The 18,488-nt window shown below is 33.7% G+C and carries 14 protein-coding genes; 2 read left to right on the forward strand and 12 right to left on the reverse strand.

Translation table 11 applies throughout. The features are described 5' to 3' along the window. The first annotated feature begins 27 nt into the window (after positions 1–27). Positions 28–1,290 carry a lytic transglycosylase domain-containing protein gene (locus IPK14_05175; GenBank protein MBK7992812.1) on the forward strand — a complete coding sequence of 421 codons (1,263 nt, stop codon included), beginning with the start codon at positions 28–30 and terminating at the stop codon, positions 1,288–1,290. Positions 1,291–1,299: 9 nt separating this feature from the next. Here IPK14_05175 and IPK14_05180 read toward each other — a convergent pair whose 3' ends face one another. From IPK14_05180 to IPK14_05225, 10 genes are all read right to left on the reverse strand, one after another. Next, the gene (locus IPK14_05180) at positions 1,300–2,439 is read right to left on the reverse strand and encodes an efflux RND transporter periplasmic adaptor subunit (GenBank protein ID MBK7992813.1); all 1,140 of its coding nucleotides are present in this window, start codon (positions 2,437–2,439) and stop codon (positions 1,300–1,302) included. Positions 2,440–2,486: 47 nt separating this feature from the next. Further along, on the reverse strand, positions 2,487–2,642 hold the full coding sequence (locus IPK14_05185) for a hypothetical protein (protein MBK7992814.1): 156 nt from the start codon (positions 2,640–2,642) through the stop codon (positions 2,487–2,489). A 22-nt stretch (positions 2,643–2,664) separates the two neighbouring features. Further along, positions 2,665–5,916, reverse strand: coding sequence for a type 2 lantipeptide synthetase LanM family protein (locus IPK14_05190; protein MBK7992815.1), 3,252 nt, complete (start codon positions 5,914–5,916; stop codon positions 2,665–2,667). A gap of 50 nt (positions 5,917–5,966) precedes the next feature. Continuing rightward, positions 5,967–7,934 (reverse strand): S9 family peptidase, encoded by a 1,968-nt coding sequence (locus IPK14_05195; GenBank protein MBK7992816.1) that lies wholly within the window; start codon positions 7,932–7,934, stop codon positions 5,967–5,969. A gap of 195 nt (positions 7,935–8,129) precedes the next feature. Continuing rightward, a complete protein-coding gene (locus IPK14_05200) occupies positions 8,130–8,738 on the reverse strand; it encodes a hypothetical protein (GenBank protein ID MBK7992817.1) in 609 nt (202 codons plus the stop codon). Beyond that, positions 8,719–9,870, reverse strand: a complete 1,152-nt coding sequence (locus tag IPK14_05205) for a TonB-dependent receptor (GenBank protein MBK7992818.1) — start codon at positions 9,868–9,870, stop codon at positions 8,719–8,721. The genes IPK14_05200 and IPK14_05205 overlap by 20 nt, the downstream gene beginning before the upstream one ends. Next, positions 9,840–11,063 (reverse strand): carboxypeptidase regulatory-like domain-containing protein, encoded by a 1,224-nt coding sequence (locus IPK14_05210; GenBank protein ID MBK7992819.1) that lies wholly within the window; start codon positions 11,061–11,063, stop codon positions 9,840–9,842. The genes IPK14_05205 and IPK14_05210 overlap by 31 nt, the downstream gene beginning before the upstream one ends. 306 nt (positions 11,064–11,369) lie before the next feature. Further along, positions 11,370–11,588 (reverse strand): hypothetical protein, encoded by a 219-nt coding sequence (locus IPK14_05215; protein MBK7992820.1) that lies wholly within the window; start codon positions 11,586–11,588, stop codon positions 11,370–11,372. 86 nt (positions 11,589–11,674) lie between these two features. Then, positions 11,675–11,875 (reverse strand): hypothetical protein, encoded by a 201-nt coding sequence (locus tag IPK14_05220; GenBank protein ID MBK7992821.1) that lies wholly within the window; start codon positions 11,873–11,875, stop codon positions 11,675–11,677. Between the two features lie 89 nt (positions 11,876–11,964). Continuing rightward, positions 11,965–12,189, reverse strand: a complete 225-nt coding sequence (locus IPK14_05225) for a hypothetical protein (GenBank protein MBK7992822.1) — start codon at positions 12,187–12,189, stop codon at positions 11,965–11,967. Between the two features lie 446 nt (positions 12,190–12,635). Here IPK14_05225 and IPK14_05230 point away from each other — a divergent pair, with 446 nt between their 5' ends. Next, entirely contained in the window at positions 12,636–15,749 is a 3,114-nt protein-coding gene (locus tag IPK14_05230) for an efflux RND transporter periplasmic adaptor subunit (protein ID MBK7992823.1), read from the forward strand. A 31-nt stretch (positions 15,750–15,780) separates the two neighbouring features. On the opposite strand, the gene IPK14_05235 is transcribed toward IPK14_05230, so the two are convergent. Together IPK14_05235 and larA are read right to left on the reverse strand one after the other, a co-directional pair. Then, positions 15,781–16,998, reverse strand: a complete 1,218-nt coding sequence (locus IPK14_05235) for an MFS transporter (GenBank protein MBK7992824.1) — start codon at positions 16,996–16,998, stop codon at positions 15,781–15,783. A gap of 8 nt (positions 16,999–17,006) precedes the next feature. Next, complete coding sequence (gene larA, locus IPK14_05240) at positions 17,007–18,293, reverse strand: nickel-dependent lactate racemase (GenBank protein ID MBK7992825.1); 1,287 nt, start codon at positions 18,291–18,293, stop codon at positions 17,007–17,009. Positions 18,294–18,488 lie beyond the last annotated feature (195 nt).

Below are 18,488 nucleotides of genomic sequence, written 5' to 3' on the forward strand. Positions count from 1 at the left end.
AATCAATAAAATCTGAGGTTTTAAGTTTTGCATTACAAAAATTTTTTAGTAATTATTAGCCTAGTTTTTATTTTTAGCTTTAATCAGCCTAATATTAAAGCACAAACTAATAGTAATTCTATTAAAGAGCAAGAAGTTAGCACGCTAATAAAACGTGCAGAACTACATTATCAACAAGGTGTCTTAGCATTATCAGAAAATAATTTCCCTTTAATGCGTAAAGAATTTGACTTAGCTGTTGATGAGCTATTAATTGCTGGAATGGATTTACACTCAGATTTACAGCTTCAAAAATACTATCATGACTTAGTAGATAAAATCGTCCAACAACAACTAACTATTAGAGCCTCTAATACTACTGCTTTAAGTGATCAGAGATTTGAAGGCACTCCAACCAATGATATCGGGCGTTTAACAGAAGTAGAGTTACAAGAATTAGCTGCAAAAATTGCAGAACAACCAAAAATTAAAACAGAAGATTTTGGATTTAAGACCGACTTACCGCCTGCCGTCAATCAATTTATTAGTTATTTTACTGCTGGAAAAGGACGTAAAACCTTAGAAATAGGTTTTTCTCGTTCTGGTCGCTATCGTCAATTTGCTGAAGCAATTTTTGAGCGTGAAGGAGTACCAACAGACCTTATTTGGCTTGCCCAGGTTGAATCTTGTTGGCAGCCTGTAGCCACTTCTCCAGCAGCAGCACGGGGTATTTGGCAGTTTATTCCATCTACAGGAGAGCGTTTTGGTCTAAGACAAAATGGTTGGGTAGATGAACGACTTGACCCAGAAAAATCCACAGTGGCAGCAGCACGCTACTTACGCTTTTTAGCTGATCGTTATGCTGGAGATTGGCTTTTAGCTATGGCGGCCTACAATATGGGGGAAAACGGTTTAGATAAAGCTATTAACCGTTGTGGATATGCAGATTTTTGGGAACTTCGACAAGGTGGATTTATTCCTCAAGAAACACGCAATTATGTTCCAGCAATTTTAGCTGTAATTGCTATAGCTAAACAGCCCGACTCTTATAATATTTCTGTTACACCTGAAAACAATTGGCAATTTGATAAAATTGCTGTTCTTGAACCAAAAACTATTAGTGATATTGCTAGCACATTAAATATTTCTACTGAAGTGTTAAATAGGCTTAATCCAGAGCTAGTAAGCAGTCAAACACCTTTTGCAGGTTACTCAATCCGCATTCCTAAAGGTGTTGAGACAAAGCGAATTGCATTATTAACAAATAAAGAAACTAAACCCTATAAAACACAAAATGTAGTAAAAAAATAGCCAACTACTTTACCAAACCCAATATTCAAGTTTGATAAGGCTTTTAAGCCATCTAAAAGCAATAACATAGCCTGGTTGATAGGATGAAGATATTCTAGTCACTCCACTCATACCTGGGCGTAAAAGCTGTTTATCGTTTTTTACTTTTACCTCACAATTATATATCCGTAAGTTGTTTTCTGGTTTTATTGTTGCCTCACTACCAATATAACTAACAGTACCTTTAAATACTTGATCCACTAGCGAACGAATACGAATACGTGCCGCACTCCCTAATCGTACTTTTGTTATATCTTTTTCAGAAACAGAGACCACTGCACGAAGCTGGGAAATATTAGCAATATGGCAAAATTCACTTCCTCTTTCTAGATATTGACCTAGTTTTTTTTCAATATCTTGACCTAAAACCAAACCGTCTTGTGCTGCTTTAATAGTTAAAGTCTCTTTTTTTTGTTCAAGAAGGACTAATTCATTGTTGCTAGAAGTGATTTCACTATTAATTGACTGCATTTCTGTTTCTAAAGCTTTTAATTTATGCAACGCAGCTTGCAAGGTTTCACGAGAGGCTTTTTCTTCTGTTATAGCTGTTTTTACTTTACGTTTATGAGTAATTTCACCTGCACGCATACGATCTTCTGCCGCGTGACGATTTAATATTGTAATTTGGTAACGACTTGTTGATTCATCAACTTGTAGTTGTGAAATTAGCCCTTGACTAAGTAATACATCATAGCGGCTTTTTTCTAGTTGCTGAATTTGTTCTTCGTTTTGTTTTGTTTGTATTTGGGTCTTTAGTTCAAGTAATTCTGGTGGATATTCCGGCGATATTTCTCCAGTGTTTTTATATTCTTTTATGGCTTCCTCTTCTGCTATTAGTTCTTTTGCTTCATTTTGGCGTTGCTCATAGTAGCTTTTAGCTTGTTCAACAATAGCTTGCTGTTCTGAATATTGATTTTGTAATGTAATTAAACGACCTTGGGATTGTTTTATATTTGCGCTAAGATTTAATAGCTGTTTTTCCATATCTATGTCTTGGCAAACACCTAAAACAGTATCTTTAGCAACCCAATCACCATCTTTAACCCTAATTTCCTTTAACACTCCGCTTTCTTGTGCAGAAGCAATAAGAAACTGATCTTTTTCAGGCATTAAAATACAGTCACTTGTTACAGTTACTTCCCAACGAGAAAAAGCTGCTAGTAATAAAACAAGAGCAAAATAATTCTAAAAAAATGCTTAGGCAATTTAATTAATTTAGATAAAGATTTTTTCTCAACGCTAGAGGATTCAGCCGCTGGATTTGCCGTAGATTGAGAAACGGTATTTGTATTAACTAAAGCTTGTTCTGACATTACTTACACCATTTTAAGATAATTAAATTTTAGGAGGTGCTAAACAAAGAACCGAAGGAACTATATCAGGTGAAGCTAGCCGTAATAACTGATAACCAATTCCTGCAATTCCTACCATTAAACCTGGAGATTCTACGCTAAGTGGAGTACCACATAGCCAACCTTGTTTATTTATATTGTTAAAAATAATAGAAGCTATGTTTTGCACTTGGCTCTTAATTTTGTAGCCATGCTGGTTTTCTGTTACTTGTAACAGAAAATCCAAATTTCCCAAATCACCATGACAAAGCGAATGATTATTACCAAATCCACCTTTGATTACTGTTTTTATTGCTGTGCTAAGTTCTTGTTCAATAAATTTGTCATTAGAAAGATGTTTTATTGATAAAAGCCGCGCTATTCCAACACCAGTTGCACCATGACACCAGGTTATTCTGAATTTCTCATTTGAGTTTTTTGCATCGTCTGTGTCATCTCTGTTTATGTCGGGCCAATTACCCATTTGAGGAGAAAAGAAACTCCGTTCATAGCTTAAAGCTTCTTTTGCTGTGCTAGCAAAACTACTATCTTTTGTAAAATCGGAAAGTTCTAAAAGCGACCAAGCAATGCCCGCTACACCATGAGACATTCCTAGCGGCGGTTTTTTTTCTGGAGTTGTCACCCAAGCTTTTCCTTGAGGAGTTGTTTCAATTTTAGAAATAAGGTGGTTTCCACATTGAATAGCAATATTTTTTATTTGTTGTAAATCTTCAGACTTAGTAATAAACTTATGTAAATTTAACAGACTAATAATACATCCTGAGCTACCATAAATAAGGTCAAAACGAATGTCTTTTTCTATTAAAGAAGGAAGGAGAGGAACTATTTCTAGTGCTTCTGTTATTAATTTGGGGTCATTCCATAACCTAGATAGATGATTTAATAGATAAATAATTCCACCAAGACCACCAAAACCACCAACGTTTTTAAGATCTCTATTTTTGGCTCGCCCAATTTGCTGTCTTATATTTTCTAGTGCTTGTTTTGCTAAATCTGTGTAAACGCTTTGGTTAGTGATATAACCAAGGTATGCTAAAAATAATGTAGTTCCTGCAAGGCCATCATATAAATCTAGTTTTGATGAAGAAATATAATAATTATCCAGTTTACCAACTTGTAAACTTAACCAAGTAGCCTTATTTTGATCAATTATGGCTAAGTTTGCTAGCTGATCTCCAATAGCTGAGGCTGTTTTAATAAAAGCTTTATCATTAGTGCTTTTATTATTGCTAGGAATAAACTTATAGGATTTTGGCTTAACGTTTTCTGTATCTTCCATTAGGGTAATAAATGAAGCACGAATGAGCCAAATTTGCTTTGTAAGATCTTCTTCGCTAAGTTCTTGGAGACGAGCTTTGACAAAATCTATAGCGGGTTTGTCAAAGAAATTAGGTACACATTTATTATTATCGCACCACAAATTGATTGATTCAGGATATGTAAAAAAGCGAGGAATAAAACCTTGTAATAAAGACTCACGCTCACTAGCAATTACTTTTAATAAAAAGGGCTGATCTTTTGTTTGCTTCCATAAATTATCAAAAAGCCATTCACATGCAATGCTATTGCGTAACATATTAGGATTAGAGCTTTCTGTTAGCAATATTCCATATTCTCTAGTAGAGCGAAGAAGTCTTCTAACCTCATCTTTAGCAAAGCGATTTATTAAACCATCTGCTGATATCAGAGTAGTCACATTTTTTTGCAGTAATTGATAAATTTCTGTAAAGCCTTTAACTATTATTTCTACATAATTCTGCAAAATGACATCTTTGCCATTAAGTTTAGGCTGGTGTGTACTTTCTTCTTCAAATCTAAGTTGTTTATGGACAATATGTATTTCGTCTGTTTCAGATAATTCAATGTAAAGTAGAGGATATGGGGTTAATTGACCTGATAGACCTGCTAGTCCACTAAAATCTATGCCTTTATTATCTTTATTACCAAAAATGGGTGTTGGCAATAATCCAGTTTTTAGCACAGAATCTTGTAAATAGTTAGCTACTTTATTGTTAGAGGTAGTTTTATCTGGTGGACAAAAAAGTGTTTCTAAATCAACCAGTATTGGGTATTCGCCTGAAGCAATTAAATTTTCACTATGGAAATCTGTTCCATAAAGTACATAGAGTATTGCTAAATAGCCACCTTGACGATAATAAAATCGAGAGATTTCATCTTCTGAATGGCAGCTTTGGAAAGTAACAAATTCTGTCCATCCATAAGTAGAACGATTGAGTATTTTTAGTGTACGAAAAGATGGTTCTATTCCTTTGTTATTAAGCCAGTTAAGCAATTCTTGAAAATGCAAATCCATAGATAAAGAACGTGGTTTATAAAGTAGCTTAAATCCAGAACTAAATGTTAGTGTTATTACTTGTCCACTATTATGAATATCACCTACGTTATTTCCTTTGTCCAGAACTATTACTCCAGGATCTTCTTTAGGTGTAAATATATTTTTAATATCAATCCAGTCTTTACATAGTCGTTCCAGGGTTTCAATACTAAATTTTACCCAATTATTTAGCATTATTACTAGTCGTCGAGCTAAAACAGGGTATTCCTGCAATAAGTCAAGAGCCACATCTTTTTGGCGCATATAAGCCAAGAAGTATTCATACCTTTGTTTAGGTGTATCGCCCTTAAGCATACCTTTTTGGCGTAATTCACCACACTTTTTAACCATTATTTGTATTAATTCAATTAATAACTCTGGTAAAAAACCGCTTAAAAAAACGTCTTTTATAGTTTTAGGGTCAAAAGGTAGTTGTTTATAGATTTTTTTATATTTATCGTTAAGTTCTTGAATAGCTTCATTTAACGGTTTAGAGCATTCATCAATAAGAGGTTTAAATGTGTCTAAAAAGCCTACTATGCTTTTATCTTGAACTAATCTAGGTAGTTTTACAGGAAGCTCTATTTTTCCTTCGCTTTGATAAGTAAAAGCTCTAAGGATAGTTTTTAACCAATCAGGTGTAGTTTCATAATTGTTTTTTAGGTCATCAGGTGATTGGCCTAACAAATAAAGCAGTGTTTCTTCTGTAATACCTTGCAGATTTAGCCATTCAGCAAAAATACTATCTTTTTTGAGAGGTGAAAGTTCCCGCCATTTTTTTAGCCTCTGTTGTCCAAGTTCAAGGTTAGTTTTTAGGGGTAATGATTTGTTTAGCAAACCAATACGCTCTTTTAAGTCAATAGCGCGATACCAATCTGAAGAATCAGTAAAATTTAACATCTTAAGTTAATCCAAATCTGTAGCTTTTTATTTTAGAGCTACAGAAAGTTTTATTGTTGGGTTTTAGGATTTACAGGAACATACTTTTTCAAAAAATTACTAATACTTTTTAGTGCATCTACTTCGTTTTCTATACGAGAGAATCCATGTCCCTCATTTTCATATATTTTTAATTCTGCTATACCATTTTGTTTTTTTATTTTGCTTGCCATTTGTTCAGCTTCTGATTTAGGACATCTAGGATCTTTATCACCAGCTAAAATCAACATAGGGGCTTTTATTTTATCTGCAAAATAAATAGGAGAACGATCTTCCCATAAATCTTTATTAGTAACAGGGTCTCCCATAAAGCTTGTTATATATTCGCGGCTTGCGGGATCTGAGTTTTCAGCTTCTGTAAACCAATTAACAAAGGGGATTAATGCTACTCCTGCTGCCCAATTTTCTGGAAATTTAGCTAAAGCTAAAGAAGTTAAATAACCCCCATAGCTACCACCCATAGATATTAGTTTTTTAGGATCAACATAATCAGTTTTTTTGATCCACTCAGCAGCAGCTATAATATCTGCTAAATCTCCCCCACCTGCATCAAATTTGTTTGCATTCATAAACTCAGTTCCATAACCAGTTGAGCCACGATAATTAGGAATTATAACTAGATATCCCTGGTTAACAACATATTGAATTATAGGATTAAACCAATTTACAGATTGGGTTGCCGGCCCGCCATGTATCCAAACAACTGCTGGGTTTTGTTTGTCGCGCTTAAGGTTATGTGGAACATAAACAAATGCTGAAATTTGCCATTTTCCATCAGTGCTAGGATATTGAATTAAAAAAGGCTGGACTAAATCTTCTGATTTTACTGCACCTACAAATGAATGTGTAACTTGGTAAGATTTTTTTTCTTTTATCAAATAAACCCATATATCTTTAGGGGAATCAGGCCCATTATGATAGAACAGCAGCTTAGAGCCATCTTTAGTAAAGGCAGTTTTATCACCTCCTAAAGTATTTACTCCTTTAGCTATAGGCAAAGTGTATTTCTCTTTTTTGTCTATATCATAGAGAAAGATTTCTTTATTTCCATCAATATTTGATACCCAAGATATAGTTTTGCCATCAGGAGAGAAACTACCAGCTTCAGCAATTGATTTATCTTGTGTTAACCATTCAATTTTTTTGGAAGCAATATCAAACAATCCAATATTTTCATAACCATTTGCTGCATCAGAAGCGATTAAAAGCTTATTTCCATCAGTTGACCAAGTTTTAGCCGAATAGAGTTTGCTTTCCATTTTTGAAGTAAGATTAGTTGTTTTTCCTGTTGCAATCTCAGCAATAAAAATATTTGAAGTTGCACCATCAGCACTAAATTGTGTGTAGCCAATATGTAGACCATCAGGCGACCAAAAAGGGCTATCATTAGAAAGCTCATTAGGAGTGTTTGTTGTTATTTTTTGGACTTTATGATTAGAAATATCTATAACTTGAATTTCATATGATGGGGAGTCTTTTTCCCTGATTTGATAAACCAATTTGCTACTATCAGGAGACCAAGAAGGGAATTCTTCAGAACTATCAGGAGAATTTGTTAAATTTATTACTTCACCGTTTAATGGAGAAACCAAAAAAATATCCCATTGCTCGTTTCCATCATAATCAGATACAAAAGCTATCCATTTACCATCTTTTGACCAGGTTAAATATGCTTGTTGTTGGTCGCTTATAGTAAGTTGTTTGGGCCATCCTCCATTAGCAGCAACTAGCCAAATATTTCTGCGACCACTCATATTACTAATAAAGGCTATAGTATTTCCATCTGCTGACCAATCACTTTCATCAATGAAGCGTGTAACCATAAAATGTTCAGCAGAATAGGTTTGGTGGTTTTCTTTGACCTTACTAAAAATTTGATTTGGGTCAGTTATTCGTATAGTTAACAAAGATGATTGTTGGGCCATAACTGACATCACAGGAATAAGGAAAATTATTAGTAAAGCTGATAGTACTTGCATTTATTATTCTCCATAAAACAACCATTAATAATGGTTGTCTTAATAAGTAATAGTAATAAGAAAGAAAAGCAACGCTACAATCTTTGGTTTATTAATATCTATTACCAAAGTATTGTGAGAGTTGCTTTAGGTCACTTTTTATAAAAACCTCTAATAAATAAAATCAAGGTTTAAGATTTAGTTTCTAAAAACAAGCTAGAAACTTAGGCGAAAAGCAAATTGAAATGCACGAGGGCCACCTGTACCAAAAATTCCTCCAGCATTTGCTATGTTTCTACCAAAAGTTGATGCTTGTAAAAATCTAGGATCTCTTGGAGCAAAACTATCTCGCGCCAAAACGTTTTGGATACCAGAGAAATTATTTATTCCACTTCCTCTTATGTTGGTGACATTAAACACATTGAATACTTCAACTATACCTTGTAAAGAAAAATTATCTTTTAGTTTGAATTCTTTATTTATTCTTAAGTCAACCGAAGCTAAACCATCTCCTAGTTTTAGGTCATCTGCAACAAATGGTAAAGGGTCTCCATTTACACCTCCACCCATATTGATTTGTCTAATAAAGGCATTAAGTTCTGCTCCTGTCTTAAATTGTCTTGCTCCTGCATTAACTTGCGCTATTGGGAGGCGTGAGCCATCATCAAGACGAATATTAATAGGCACTTCTGATTCAAGAGTAAGTATTGAGGATATATTTATTCCAAAAGGAGCATTATATATCCCAGCAAAAGAAAAACGATGCCTTATATCATTTGGTGGAGGGCCTTTATCAACCTTTACATTAGCGACTATCTGTTCCAATCAGTTGAAAATCCTGAGACATAGTTAATGATTTTGCAAATGTGTAAGAGGCAAGAAAGTTAAAAAACTTTCCTCTTCTTCGTTCTACTTTAACAAGCAAACTGTCATACCAATTCTTTAGGGAAGATACGTTGATAAAGATAGAAGTGTCTTCTGTTAGAAGTTTAGATTGAATAAATTTTACTCCATAAGTGTGTAGTGCATCTGCTGAAATAACTATGTTGTAAGGTAGTTCGCGGTCAATTCCAAAACTAAATTGTTGAACATAGGGTGTAGCTAGATTAGGGTCAAAAACTAGAAAATCATTAAAAGCTTCAAAAAATTCTCCTGAAAAAGTATTTGAATTTAAGGTAGGTGAGCCAGGGACAAAATTTTTACTGTTTCTATCCAATACTGAACCACCTCTTACTTCAGCAAATGAAAGGCCAGATGTAGATGTTTTTGAACCAGTGGCAAGTGAGAGCAAAGTACGAGTATAAAAAACTCCATAACCGCCTCGTATAGAGGTTTTATTATCTTTAAAAGGCGACCAGTTAAACCCAATTCGTGGAGCAAAATTGTTGCCATCTATTTTAGGACGTTTTGTTATAAGAGGTGTGACTATATTAAAGTTATCTCTAGCTGTAACATTAGTATCTAGTTCATATCGTACTCCAAGATTAAGTGTAAGATTTGGTGTCACCTTCCAATTATCTTGAAAGAATAAGCCTAAGTATTTGTTATTGCTACTATTTGTTCTAGCAGAGGAGGGACTAGTAATTCTAATAGTAAAAACTAAGGGAATATCTGTATCATCAATCTTACCATCCCCATTACGATCACGAGATGCAAAATCTTCTCTAAGAGTTACAGATCCACCAGAAAAAGAGCCGTCAAAGCCTCTTGTATTAACAAAATGAAGTTCGCCACCAAATTTAATTGTGTGAGAGCCTGCTACTAAACTTAAAACATCTCTAAGTTGAAATCGATTTTGGCGATCATTTATTGGAGTATCTTGTGTTGGAGTACCATCAGCAACAGAAGGGAATAAAACGCGAAAAGGTCTTTCAGATGTATTAGATATCCTATCGGTGTAATAAGTCTCATTTGCAGTAAAATCATTTAATAACCTGGGGAAAAAGTATGAACCCAGTTATAAACAAAGGATTGAGAGCGATTAAAGACTTTTAAACGGAAGTCTGGTGTAGATATAGGTCTAATAGGACTTCCTACATCCATATTATCTTCTCGTTGTATGCCATAACGGAAAAACATTTGATCTTTGTTACCAAGGGCTAAATCAACTCTTGAAGTTAACAAAAAGTCTGTTAATGGTGATGGTGCATAGATAGTGTTTATAACTCTATTAATAGGATCTCTTTGCCCAACTATTGATATTCCATCTTGATTACGATATTCAAGAGCATTAAAGAAATGAAGCCGATCGCTTTTAATCGGGCCACCAAGAGTAAAAGCATATTGTTGGCGATCAAATGGTGGATTACCTAAAGCTGCAACAGCATTTCTATCAAGTGTTGGTGGTAGTCCAGATATTTCATCACTGCGAAAGAAAAATGCTCCTGAGCCATGAAATTGATTAGAACCTTTTTTGGTGACAATATTGATAATTGAAGAATTTGATCTACCACTTTCAGCACTGTATTGAGCAAGCTGTATTTGAAATTCTCGTATACTATCTAGCGGGAAATTTTGTAAAAGACCTCCTACTATATCTTCATTGTTATCTGCTCCATCGACAAAAATCCCGTTACCACGTGCTGATTGACCAGAGGAAGATACTTGGGAAAGAAAAGCTTTAACAGGACTAAATACAGGTGCAGCAGTATTGCCTGGTAATAAAAGACCTAGCTCTAAGAAATTGCGTCCATTTAATGGCAAGTTTTCTACTGATTTTTCAGAGATAACTCCTGCTATTTGTGGATTAAAAGTATTTACTATAGATGTATCTCCTGAAAGGACTTCTATTACATCTTCTGTTTTAGCAGTTTTAAGAGTGCTTTTTAGTAGTATTGTTTCGCCTATGTTTATGGAAATATTTTCTAATTTTAGTTTGTTAAATCCATCAGCTTCAATTTGTATTAAAAAGTCTCCTGGCTGTAAGTTTTGTATAGAAAAAAATCCGTTTTCTGCACTTACCGTTTGACGAGTTTGATTAGTTGATTTACTTATAACTGATATAGTCGCTCCTCCAACTACAGCTTGTGTTTCATCGTAAATTGTTCCTGTAATACCAGATGTTCCTACCTGTGCAAAAACTTCTGTTTGTGCTGCTAACACAAAAGCAAAAGTAACTGCTAATATTGTCCCAATTTTTTCTACAAACATGCCTCTCCTTAAAATTAAAAGCCATAGAACCGCTTTTTGAGGTGTTTTTATAGCACCTAGCAATACTAAGCTTACATAGGTAGAAATGATGTGTTTTTTACAAACAAGTCATTTTCTATACTGTTGTTTTATTAAGGTTGAAAAAGAAAAATTAACTTTTATTAGACGAAAGAGAAGAGAAAGAAAAATTTTAATAAAAATCTCTCTCTCTTCTCTGTAACTTATACTAGAATAAACATATGTTTTATAAACTTAATAAGTTTATGAAGGCTTTAAGATTTAGACTTATGAGCCTAATCTTATTGACTAGCAGCAAAAACTTTTACGGCTACGACTAAAATTATCAGCTTTAGGATCGTTACTATTTTTGTCTCCGTCGTCCTTAGAATCATCCCTATCGCCAATATCAGCATTATCATCAACATCACCACTATTCATTTGTTGAGCAATGAGTTCTTCCATTTGAGCAATATTGAAATCTAAATCACAGTTAGCAATAGAAACTACTAAATTTCTGTTTTGCATGAATTTTCCTCTCTATGTTTACTCTGTACACCTATTCTATTTTCAACAAATCGTAAGTTTATACTCTAAAAGCTGTATTTTATTGGCTAACAGCAGAAAATTTTACGGCTTTTGCTAAAATTACCAGCTTTAGAGGGATCTTCATCTCCCTTATCGCTATCATCCTTGCCATCTCCAAGGTCTCCAGAGTCTCCAATATCTCCAGCACCAGTATCTATTTGAGGCGCAATAACTTGCTCTACTTCTTCAATATTGAAATCTAAATCATCTAAATTTTTACCTTGCATGAATTTTCCTCTTTATATTTGGTTTAGTTAACTTAATATCGTTATTTCAAAAATTTATAAGTTTATGCTAAAAGCTAAACTCTATGTGACTAACAGCAGAAAGCTCTGCGGCTTTTGCTAAAAGCACCAGCAGCATTAGTTGGCTCTTCGGGGTTGTCAATCTTAGTATCACTATCATCAAGTTTAGTATCACCAGAATCACCACCATCAATAGGATCTTCAAGACTTGGATCGCCAGTATCAATTTGAGGAGCAATAACTTGTTCAACTTCTTCAATGTTGAAATCTAAATCATCTGAATTTTTATTTTGCATAAATTTTCCTCTCTATATTTGGTTTTGCTGGCCCCAATAGGCCAATCCCTAAAACAATAGTTTTAATATTGCTTTTTGTTAAAAAATAAATTTTGGGGTATTTTTTGAAAATGTGCTGCACTGAAACCACAGAAACCACAAGTTAATTTGTGAGGTTAACAAAAACAAAACTTATTTGGGTGTTAAGTAAAATATAATTGTTATGGATTACAAAGGTAAACTTGGGTTGTAATTTGTGCTGTGTATATATACAGGCACTAAAATTAAATGTCAACTGTAAAAAGTAGGTTTTAGTAGGGCGTAATTACTAAAAGGTTAAAAGTACGTTGATTCTGCAAAAATTAATGTTTAGTATATAAAAACAAGAAACCACATTTATAAAAACTTCTTAACACCATAAAACAACAAATTTATTATTTGTTAGATATTGCGTAAACATATTAAAAATGAATGAATTATCTAATTATAAAAAAACTGGATCCCTAACACCTGTAGTAACAGATGACTATAAATTTACAGAAACTTTTTATGGTCAACTTGTTACTAACCTTGATGAAGTGTTTGAGGAAATATTTTTCGCACCTCTTGAACAACCCTTTGAAAAAAACTCTTCTATACCAGATCAAGTTACATATGATGAAGCGACTCTAAGGATATTGTTTGGTGAAATAGCATCTATTTATGTAGAACCAGCAAAAGTTTTTATAAGTAACTTAAAAGCCAAAAAAGCTTCTCTTTTTGAAAGTCAAATAGTCTGTTATGCACTAGAGGATGTTTCAAAAGCTGCAAGGCAATTAGAGCTTTTGACTATTTCTGAGAAAATAGATTTACTTATTAAGGAAATTCAACAATGGTCTGATTCAACAAACATTAATTATACCAATGCTAAAGAAGCTACTATTTTGTTTATTTATGATGAATTAGTAGAAATTCTACCGCAGACTTTTACTATTGAAGGGTTTCAAGCTTCAAATAAAGCAAATAAAGCAAGGGCTAGAGCAACAACTAAACTAACTGCTAATTTGTTTCCTATACCTTCAACGGTTAATTTATCTATTGATTTAGAAGTATCAGACAGTGATACAACTTATTATTATTATCCTCCAAGGTTACACAAGTATGTTGACATTGTAGAGCAAATGGAAAAAGGCCAAGTTGTATTTTGGTTTAAAGATACACGTTCTAATAGGTATTTTAAGGCAGGAAAACGGGAAAGAGAGATTATTTTATTAATTGATGGTAAACATACCATTACACAAATGTGTGAAGTTATTCGCCAACAAATGGGCTTAAATGTCAAGCCTGCACAACTTACAAAGATTATGGCTAAGTTGGATTCTATTGGGTTGATAGATAGCTTTGATGATACAAAGTCAGAAGATAATTATAAAAAAGCTTATAAAGATTCTACTAACTTGATGGATACAAAAAAGTTCCAGCTTACAAACCCAGATCGATTTTTTACTAAATTAGATAGCTTTTTACCTTGGATATTTACTAAAACCTTTGTGATTTCATCCTTGATAGTAATGGGATTAGTTATGCTTGTGGTCTTAAACCAGCGTAATGAATTTTATAGTCAAGGTTATATGGTAGTTAGAGAGTATGGTTTTATTTTTAACTATATTTGTTTTCTTATAACGGTTTCTTTACATGAAATTGGTCATGGAATGACTTGTAAGCATTATGGAGGGCGTGTTAACGATGTTGGGGTAATAATTTTTGGGCTTGTGCTTCCAGGGGCATATTGTAATATAAGCGATATATATTTATTTAAGAATAAATGGCACAGACTTTATACCTTATTGGCAGGGCTTTATACACAGTTTCTTATAGCTACTATAGCAGCTATTGGGGCTTTAATATTTTCTAGTAACACAATTATTTCAGACTTATGTTATATAGGATTTTTTAGTGCTACAGCTTCGACTGTAATAAATCTTATCCCATTAATAAAATTAGATGGTTATTATATTTTAACTAACTTATTAGATGAGTATAATTTACAGGCACAAGCAGCTAATTATATATCTAATTTATCTAACTGGTGGTTTTATGGCGAGCAAATGCCAAAGCAATCGTTATCTAAAGGTCAAAAAATACTTTATTTAATCTATGGCAGTTTATCTTTATTATTTATTAAGGTTCTTCCAATATTTTTTATTTTCTTTCTTGTTAATAGCCTTTTAGCAGGGAAAATAAACTTTTTTGCACTTATTTTTGCTCCATTGTTAATAATTAGGTTTTATAAAACTTTGCTAGGCTATATTATTTCCTTTCCAAAAGCTTGTTATTTAATAGTTAGAATATTATTGCATAGAAAAACACAATATCCGCTTCGCTTGCGTGCTTTAACTGTAGTTACAAGTATATTTATTGTTTTTGGGATGTTAATAGCAAAATGGCCCGAGAAAATAATTACAGAGTGTAGGTTTTCTTTCTTACCAGATAAAAGTATACCTGTGACTTGTTCTTATTCAGGGGTGATAACTAATGTATTAGTTAAAGACCAAGAAATAGTAACAAAAGGACAAACCATTGCTACTATAATAAATTATAATAGCGATATAGAAATATCCAAATTAAACTCTAAATCGTTAAAATTACAATATGATAGAGATATTATAAAAGAAAAAATAAATCAACAAAAAAGGCTATTAGAACAAACGCTTGCTTATTTGCAAAACTACCAGGGTCAAGTAGAAGAATTTGTTACAGAAGAACAAATGTTTGGTCAAAGACAAACGGAAAAAGGAGATGGGAAAATAAATGAACTCTACACTAACTTAGAAAGTCTAAAAGTAAAAATAAGCCATCTCAAGACTATAGTTGAAAAACAAGAACTACTTTTAGCTAACAATTTAATCTCAGAAATAGAAGTCCAAAAAGCAAAACTTAATTACCAACTTGCCTTAAAAAAACAACAAGAAACTGAGGCTACATTAGCTTTAGCCATTGCCACTCATCAACGTTCTACAAAGCAAATCGCCACTAAAAGAAATGTAACAGAGAGTCAGTTAACTGCGGCAAAGGCAAAATTAGACAAATTAAGCGCGGAACTTAAACAGCTAGATGAAAGTATTGAAGATACAAATACACAATATCAGTTATTACTTAAGCAAAAACAAGAGTTTCAAATTAAATCTCCTTCAGATGGGATTGTTGTAGAAGAAAATCTAACACAATATTTAGGAAAACCTAGCTACCAAGGTTTTTTGCTATGCAAAATAGTAGATAATTCCCAATTGAGGATAGAAATAGAGATACCAGAATGGCAAATTGCTAAAATAAGCTCTAATAAATTTGTTCGTATTAAGATAAAAGGGTTAGAGGGAGAAGAGTTTTTAGCTAAGATAGAAAAACTTAGTAATGAAGCTATTATTAAACAAGGTAAACAACAAGTTTATTTGGCATATGCGAGTTTAGAGGATAAAGCAAATTTACTAAAACCTGGACTTTCAGCCATTGCCTATATTGAAATTACTCAAACTAGAGGATTTGATATTATCTTAAACAAATTTAAAGAGTTAACTGATTATCCTAGTTGGTGGCCTAGTTAACACAACATAATTTAAGTTACAATGTATTAACTTATTGTAAAGAGCCAAATTTCTTTATTTCCGGCCAAATTAGTATTGTAGCGATTACAACTAAAACTGTACCAATTCCGCCGCCAACAACAGAAATTACAGGGCCAAAGATTGCAGCTGTTACACCTGACTCAAACCCTCCAATTTCATTGGATGAAGTAATAAAAATACTATTTACAGCAGAAACTCGCCCGCGCATTTCATCAGGTGTTAGCACTTGTACTAGCGTTTGACGCACTACGACGCTGATCATATCAACGGCTCCAGCTAGAAAAAGCATACTAAAAGAAAGCAGAAATGATTGAGAAAGCCCAAAAACTATTGTTACCAGCCCAAAAATTGCTACTGACCAAAGCATAGCTTTACCAGCTTTTCTCATTGGTGGTAAATACGCTAAAGCAAAAGCCATAATAACTGCACCAATTGACCCAGCAGCACGAAGCCAACCTAGTCCACTAGGCCCAACTTGCAAGATATCTTTAGCAAATATTGGTAAAAGTGTTGTTGCTCCACCAAGCAACACAGCAAATAGATCAAGTGTGATAGTTGCCAGAATTATTTTAGTTTTCCAAACAAAGTCAAATCCTGCAATTAAAGAAGTTAGCGTCATTGGCTCTTTAGCATGAATAGTTTGCTTGCTAGTAATAAAAGCTACAAAAATAAATCTTGCAACACCAAAAATTGCATCAATTATATAAACTGGTAAGGCACTCTCATAATTTGCAATAATAAGTCCACCTAGAGCAGGGCCACTAATAGCACCGATTTGAAAAAATGTACTACTCCAAGTGGCAGCATTGCCAAAAATGCCTATTGGGACAAGTTGAGTAACCATTGCAGAACGAGCAGGCCACATAAAAGCCTTGGCTACTCCACCCAAAAGTAAGATCGGATAAACTAAAAAAATAGGTGCATGATAATAAGAAATAAGTGCTAGTCCAATAGAGCAAAAAGTAGTAAATACTTGTGTAATCAAGACTATACGCCGACGGTCATATTGGTCAGCTAATTGACCAGCAGGCAAAGCTAGTAAAATTACTGGTAAAGCTTGCAAGAGTCCGACCCAGCCAAGCGAAAGAGCCGAGTTAGTACGTTCGTAAAGTTCCCATCCTACGGCGACGCTTTGCATTTGAGAGCCAATAACGGCTAACACCGCGCCTATAGAATATAACTGGAAATCTTTGATTCTTAATGCTGCAATAGGATCGTGTTTAGACATTAGGTTATTTAGCTTAATTTATCTATTTTTCTAACTACTGGGATTGCTTCGCAAGCGTAAGGAATAATATAACCAGATGTTTTACTCTTACTTATTGATAAAGCAGTAGTTAAATCTGGGGCTGGGTGCATTCCTGTTAGCTTTACTTCTTCTGGTGGAAGTTCTGAGACTAAAATCACTTGAAAATTTTCGGCTTTATTGGCAAGTGACCAAGCTGTTTGACTATTTACTTGATAGTTTGTTTGTAACTTTTTCCCAATATTTGTTGCACTACCTAGCTTAAACCAGTCTAAGAAATCTTCTCGTCCATAAGCTTGGCTACATTCAGCTAATAAAATAATTGTTCCACCATCTTTTAAGGCACTTACTGACATATCTAATGCTTTATGGGATTGAATTAAATTAATGTCTTTTGGAAAACCTCCACAACTAGCAATCACTAAATCGCGTTTTTCTGATATTTCAATTGTATGTTGGTTAGCATATTCGGCACAGCCTCGACGGTGGGCAACTCTCCAATCACCACAGAAAACTTGCTCTATTTGACCTTTTTTGTTGACTATAGTGTTTATTAAAAATGATGGAGACAGCATACTTGCAGCTTCCTGCATATCTTCGTGAACAGGATTTTTATCTAGCCGACCAAGCCCTACACCAGCGCGACGACAAGCTACACCGTCTATAAAATCTAGCGCAAGTAAGTGGTTATGCTGAATTGTTTTTGCTGATGCAAGGCCAGGTAAAATAGATTTGCGTCCACCACTAAAACCAGCAAAGTAATGAAAGGCAATTGTTCCTGTTAAAATTATATGATCAGCCTCTAAAAGCTTAGAATTAACTTCTACAGGTGTCCCATAGCTAGTATCTTCTAGGTAAGTTAATTGTGCTTCATCATTAGGGTCATGGTCATAGCTTTTAATAGAGCCAAAAATTTTATCTGTAACTAAAAATCGTTTTTCTTTTTCAGTAAGAAGCCTATGAATACCAGTAGCAAATAAAATACTGATATTATTAAGTTTTAAGCCACATTGTAGTAAGCGAGCAACTAAGAGTGGGACAATAGTTTGACTGCCTGTTAGACGTGTAGCATCAGAAACAACAATTACTACATTTTCCCCTATATCAATAATTTCTTCTAACGGCTGACCATCAATAGGATTAGCCATTGCTACTAATATATCTGTGTCAGAAAGTGCAGTATTACTAATGCTTGGAGTAGTTAGCAAAGAAAACTGCTCTTTGTCATAAGTAAATTCAATAGCTTGTTGTCCATATTGTAAAAAAGTTTTTGCCAAAAGATTTGTCCTTAAAAATTATTGGGAATTTATTTTCTGCAATAATTTATAGCACTTGGTTAAAAAAGTAAAAAAAGTCTAGCAAATATTTATTGAGCAATTATTTTATAAACGGTTCTAAATCTAGAGGTTATTGAGTTTTTCTGTTTTTCTAGTTTTTATGATTAAACTTCTCTATTAGCATACTGTATACTT

Source organism: Blastocatellia bacterium (assembly GCA_016713405.1).
In the GTDB taxonomy this organism is placed as follows: domain Bacteria; phylum Acidobacteriota; class Blastocatellia; order Chloracidobacteriales; family JADJPF01; genus JADJPF01.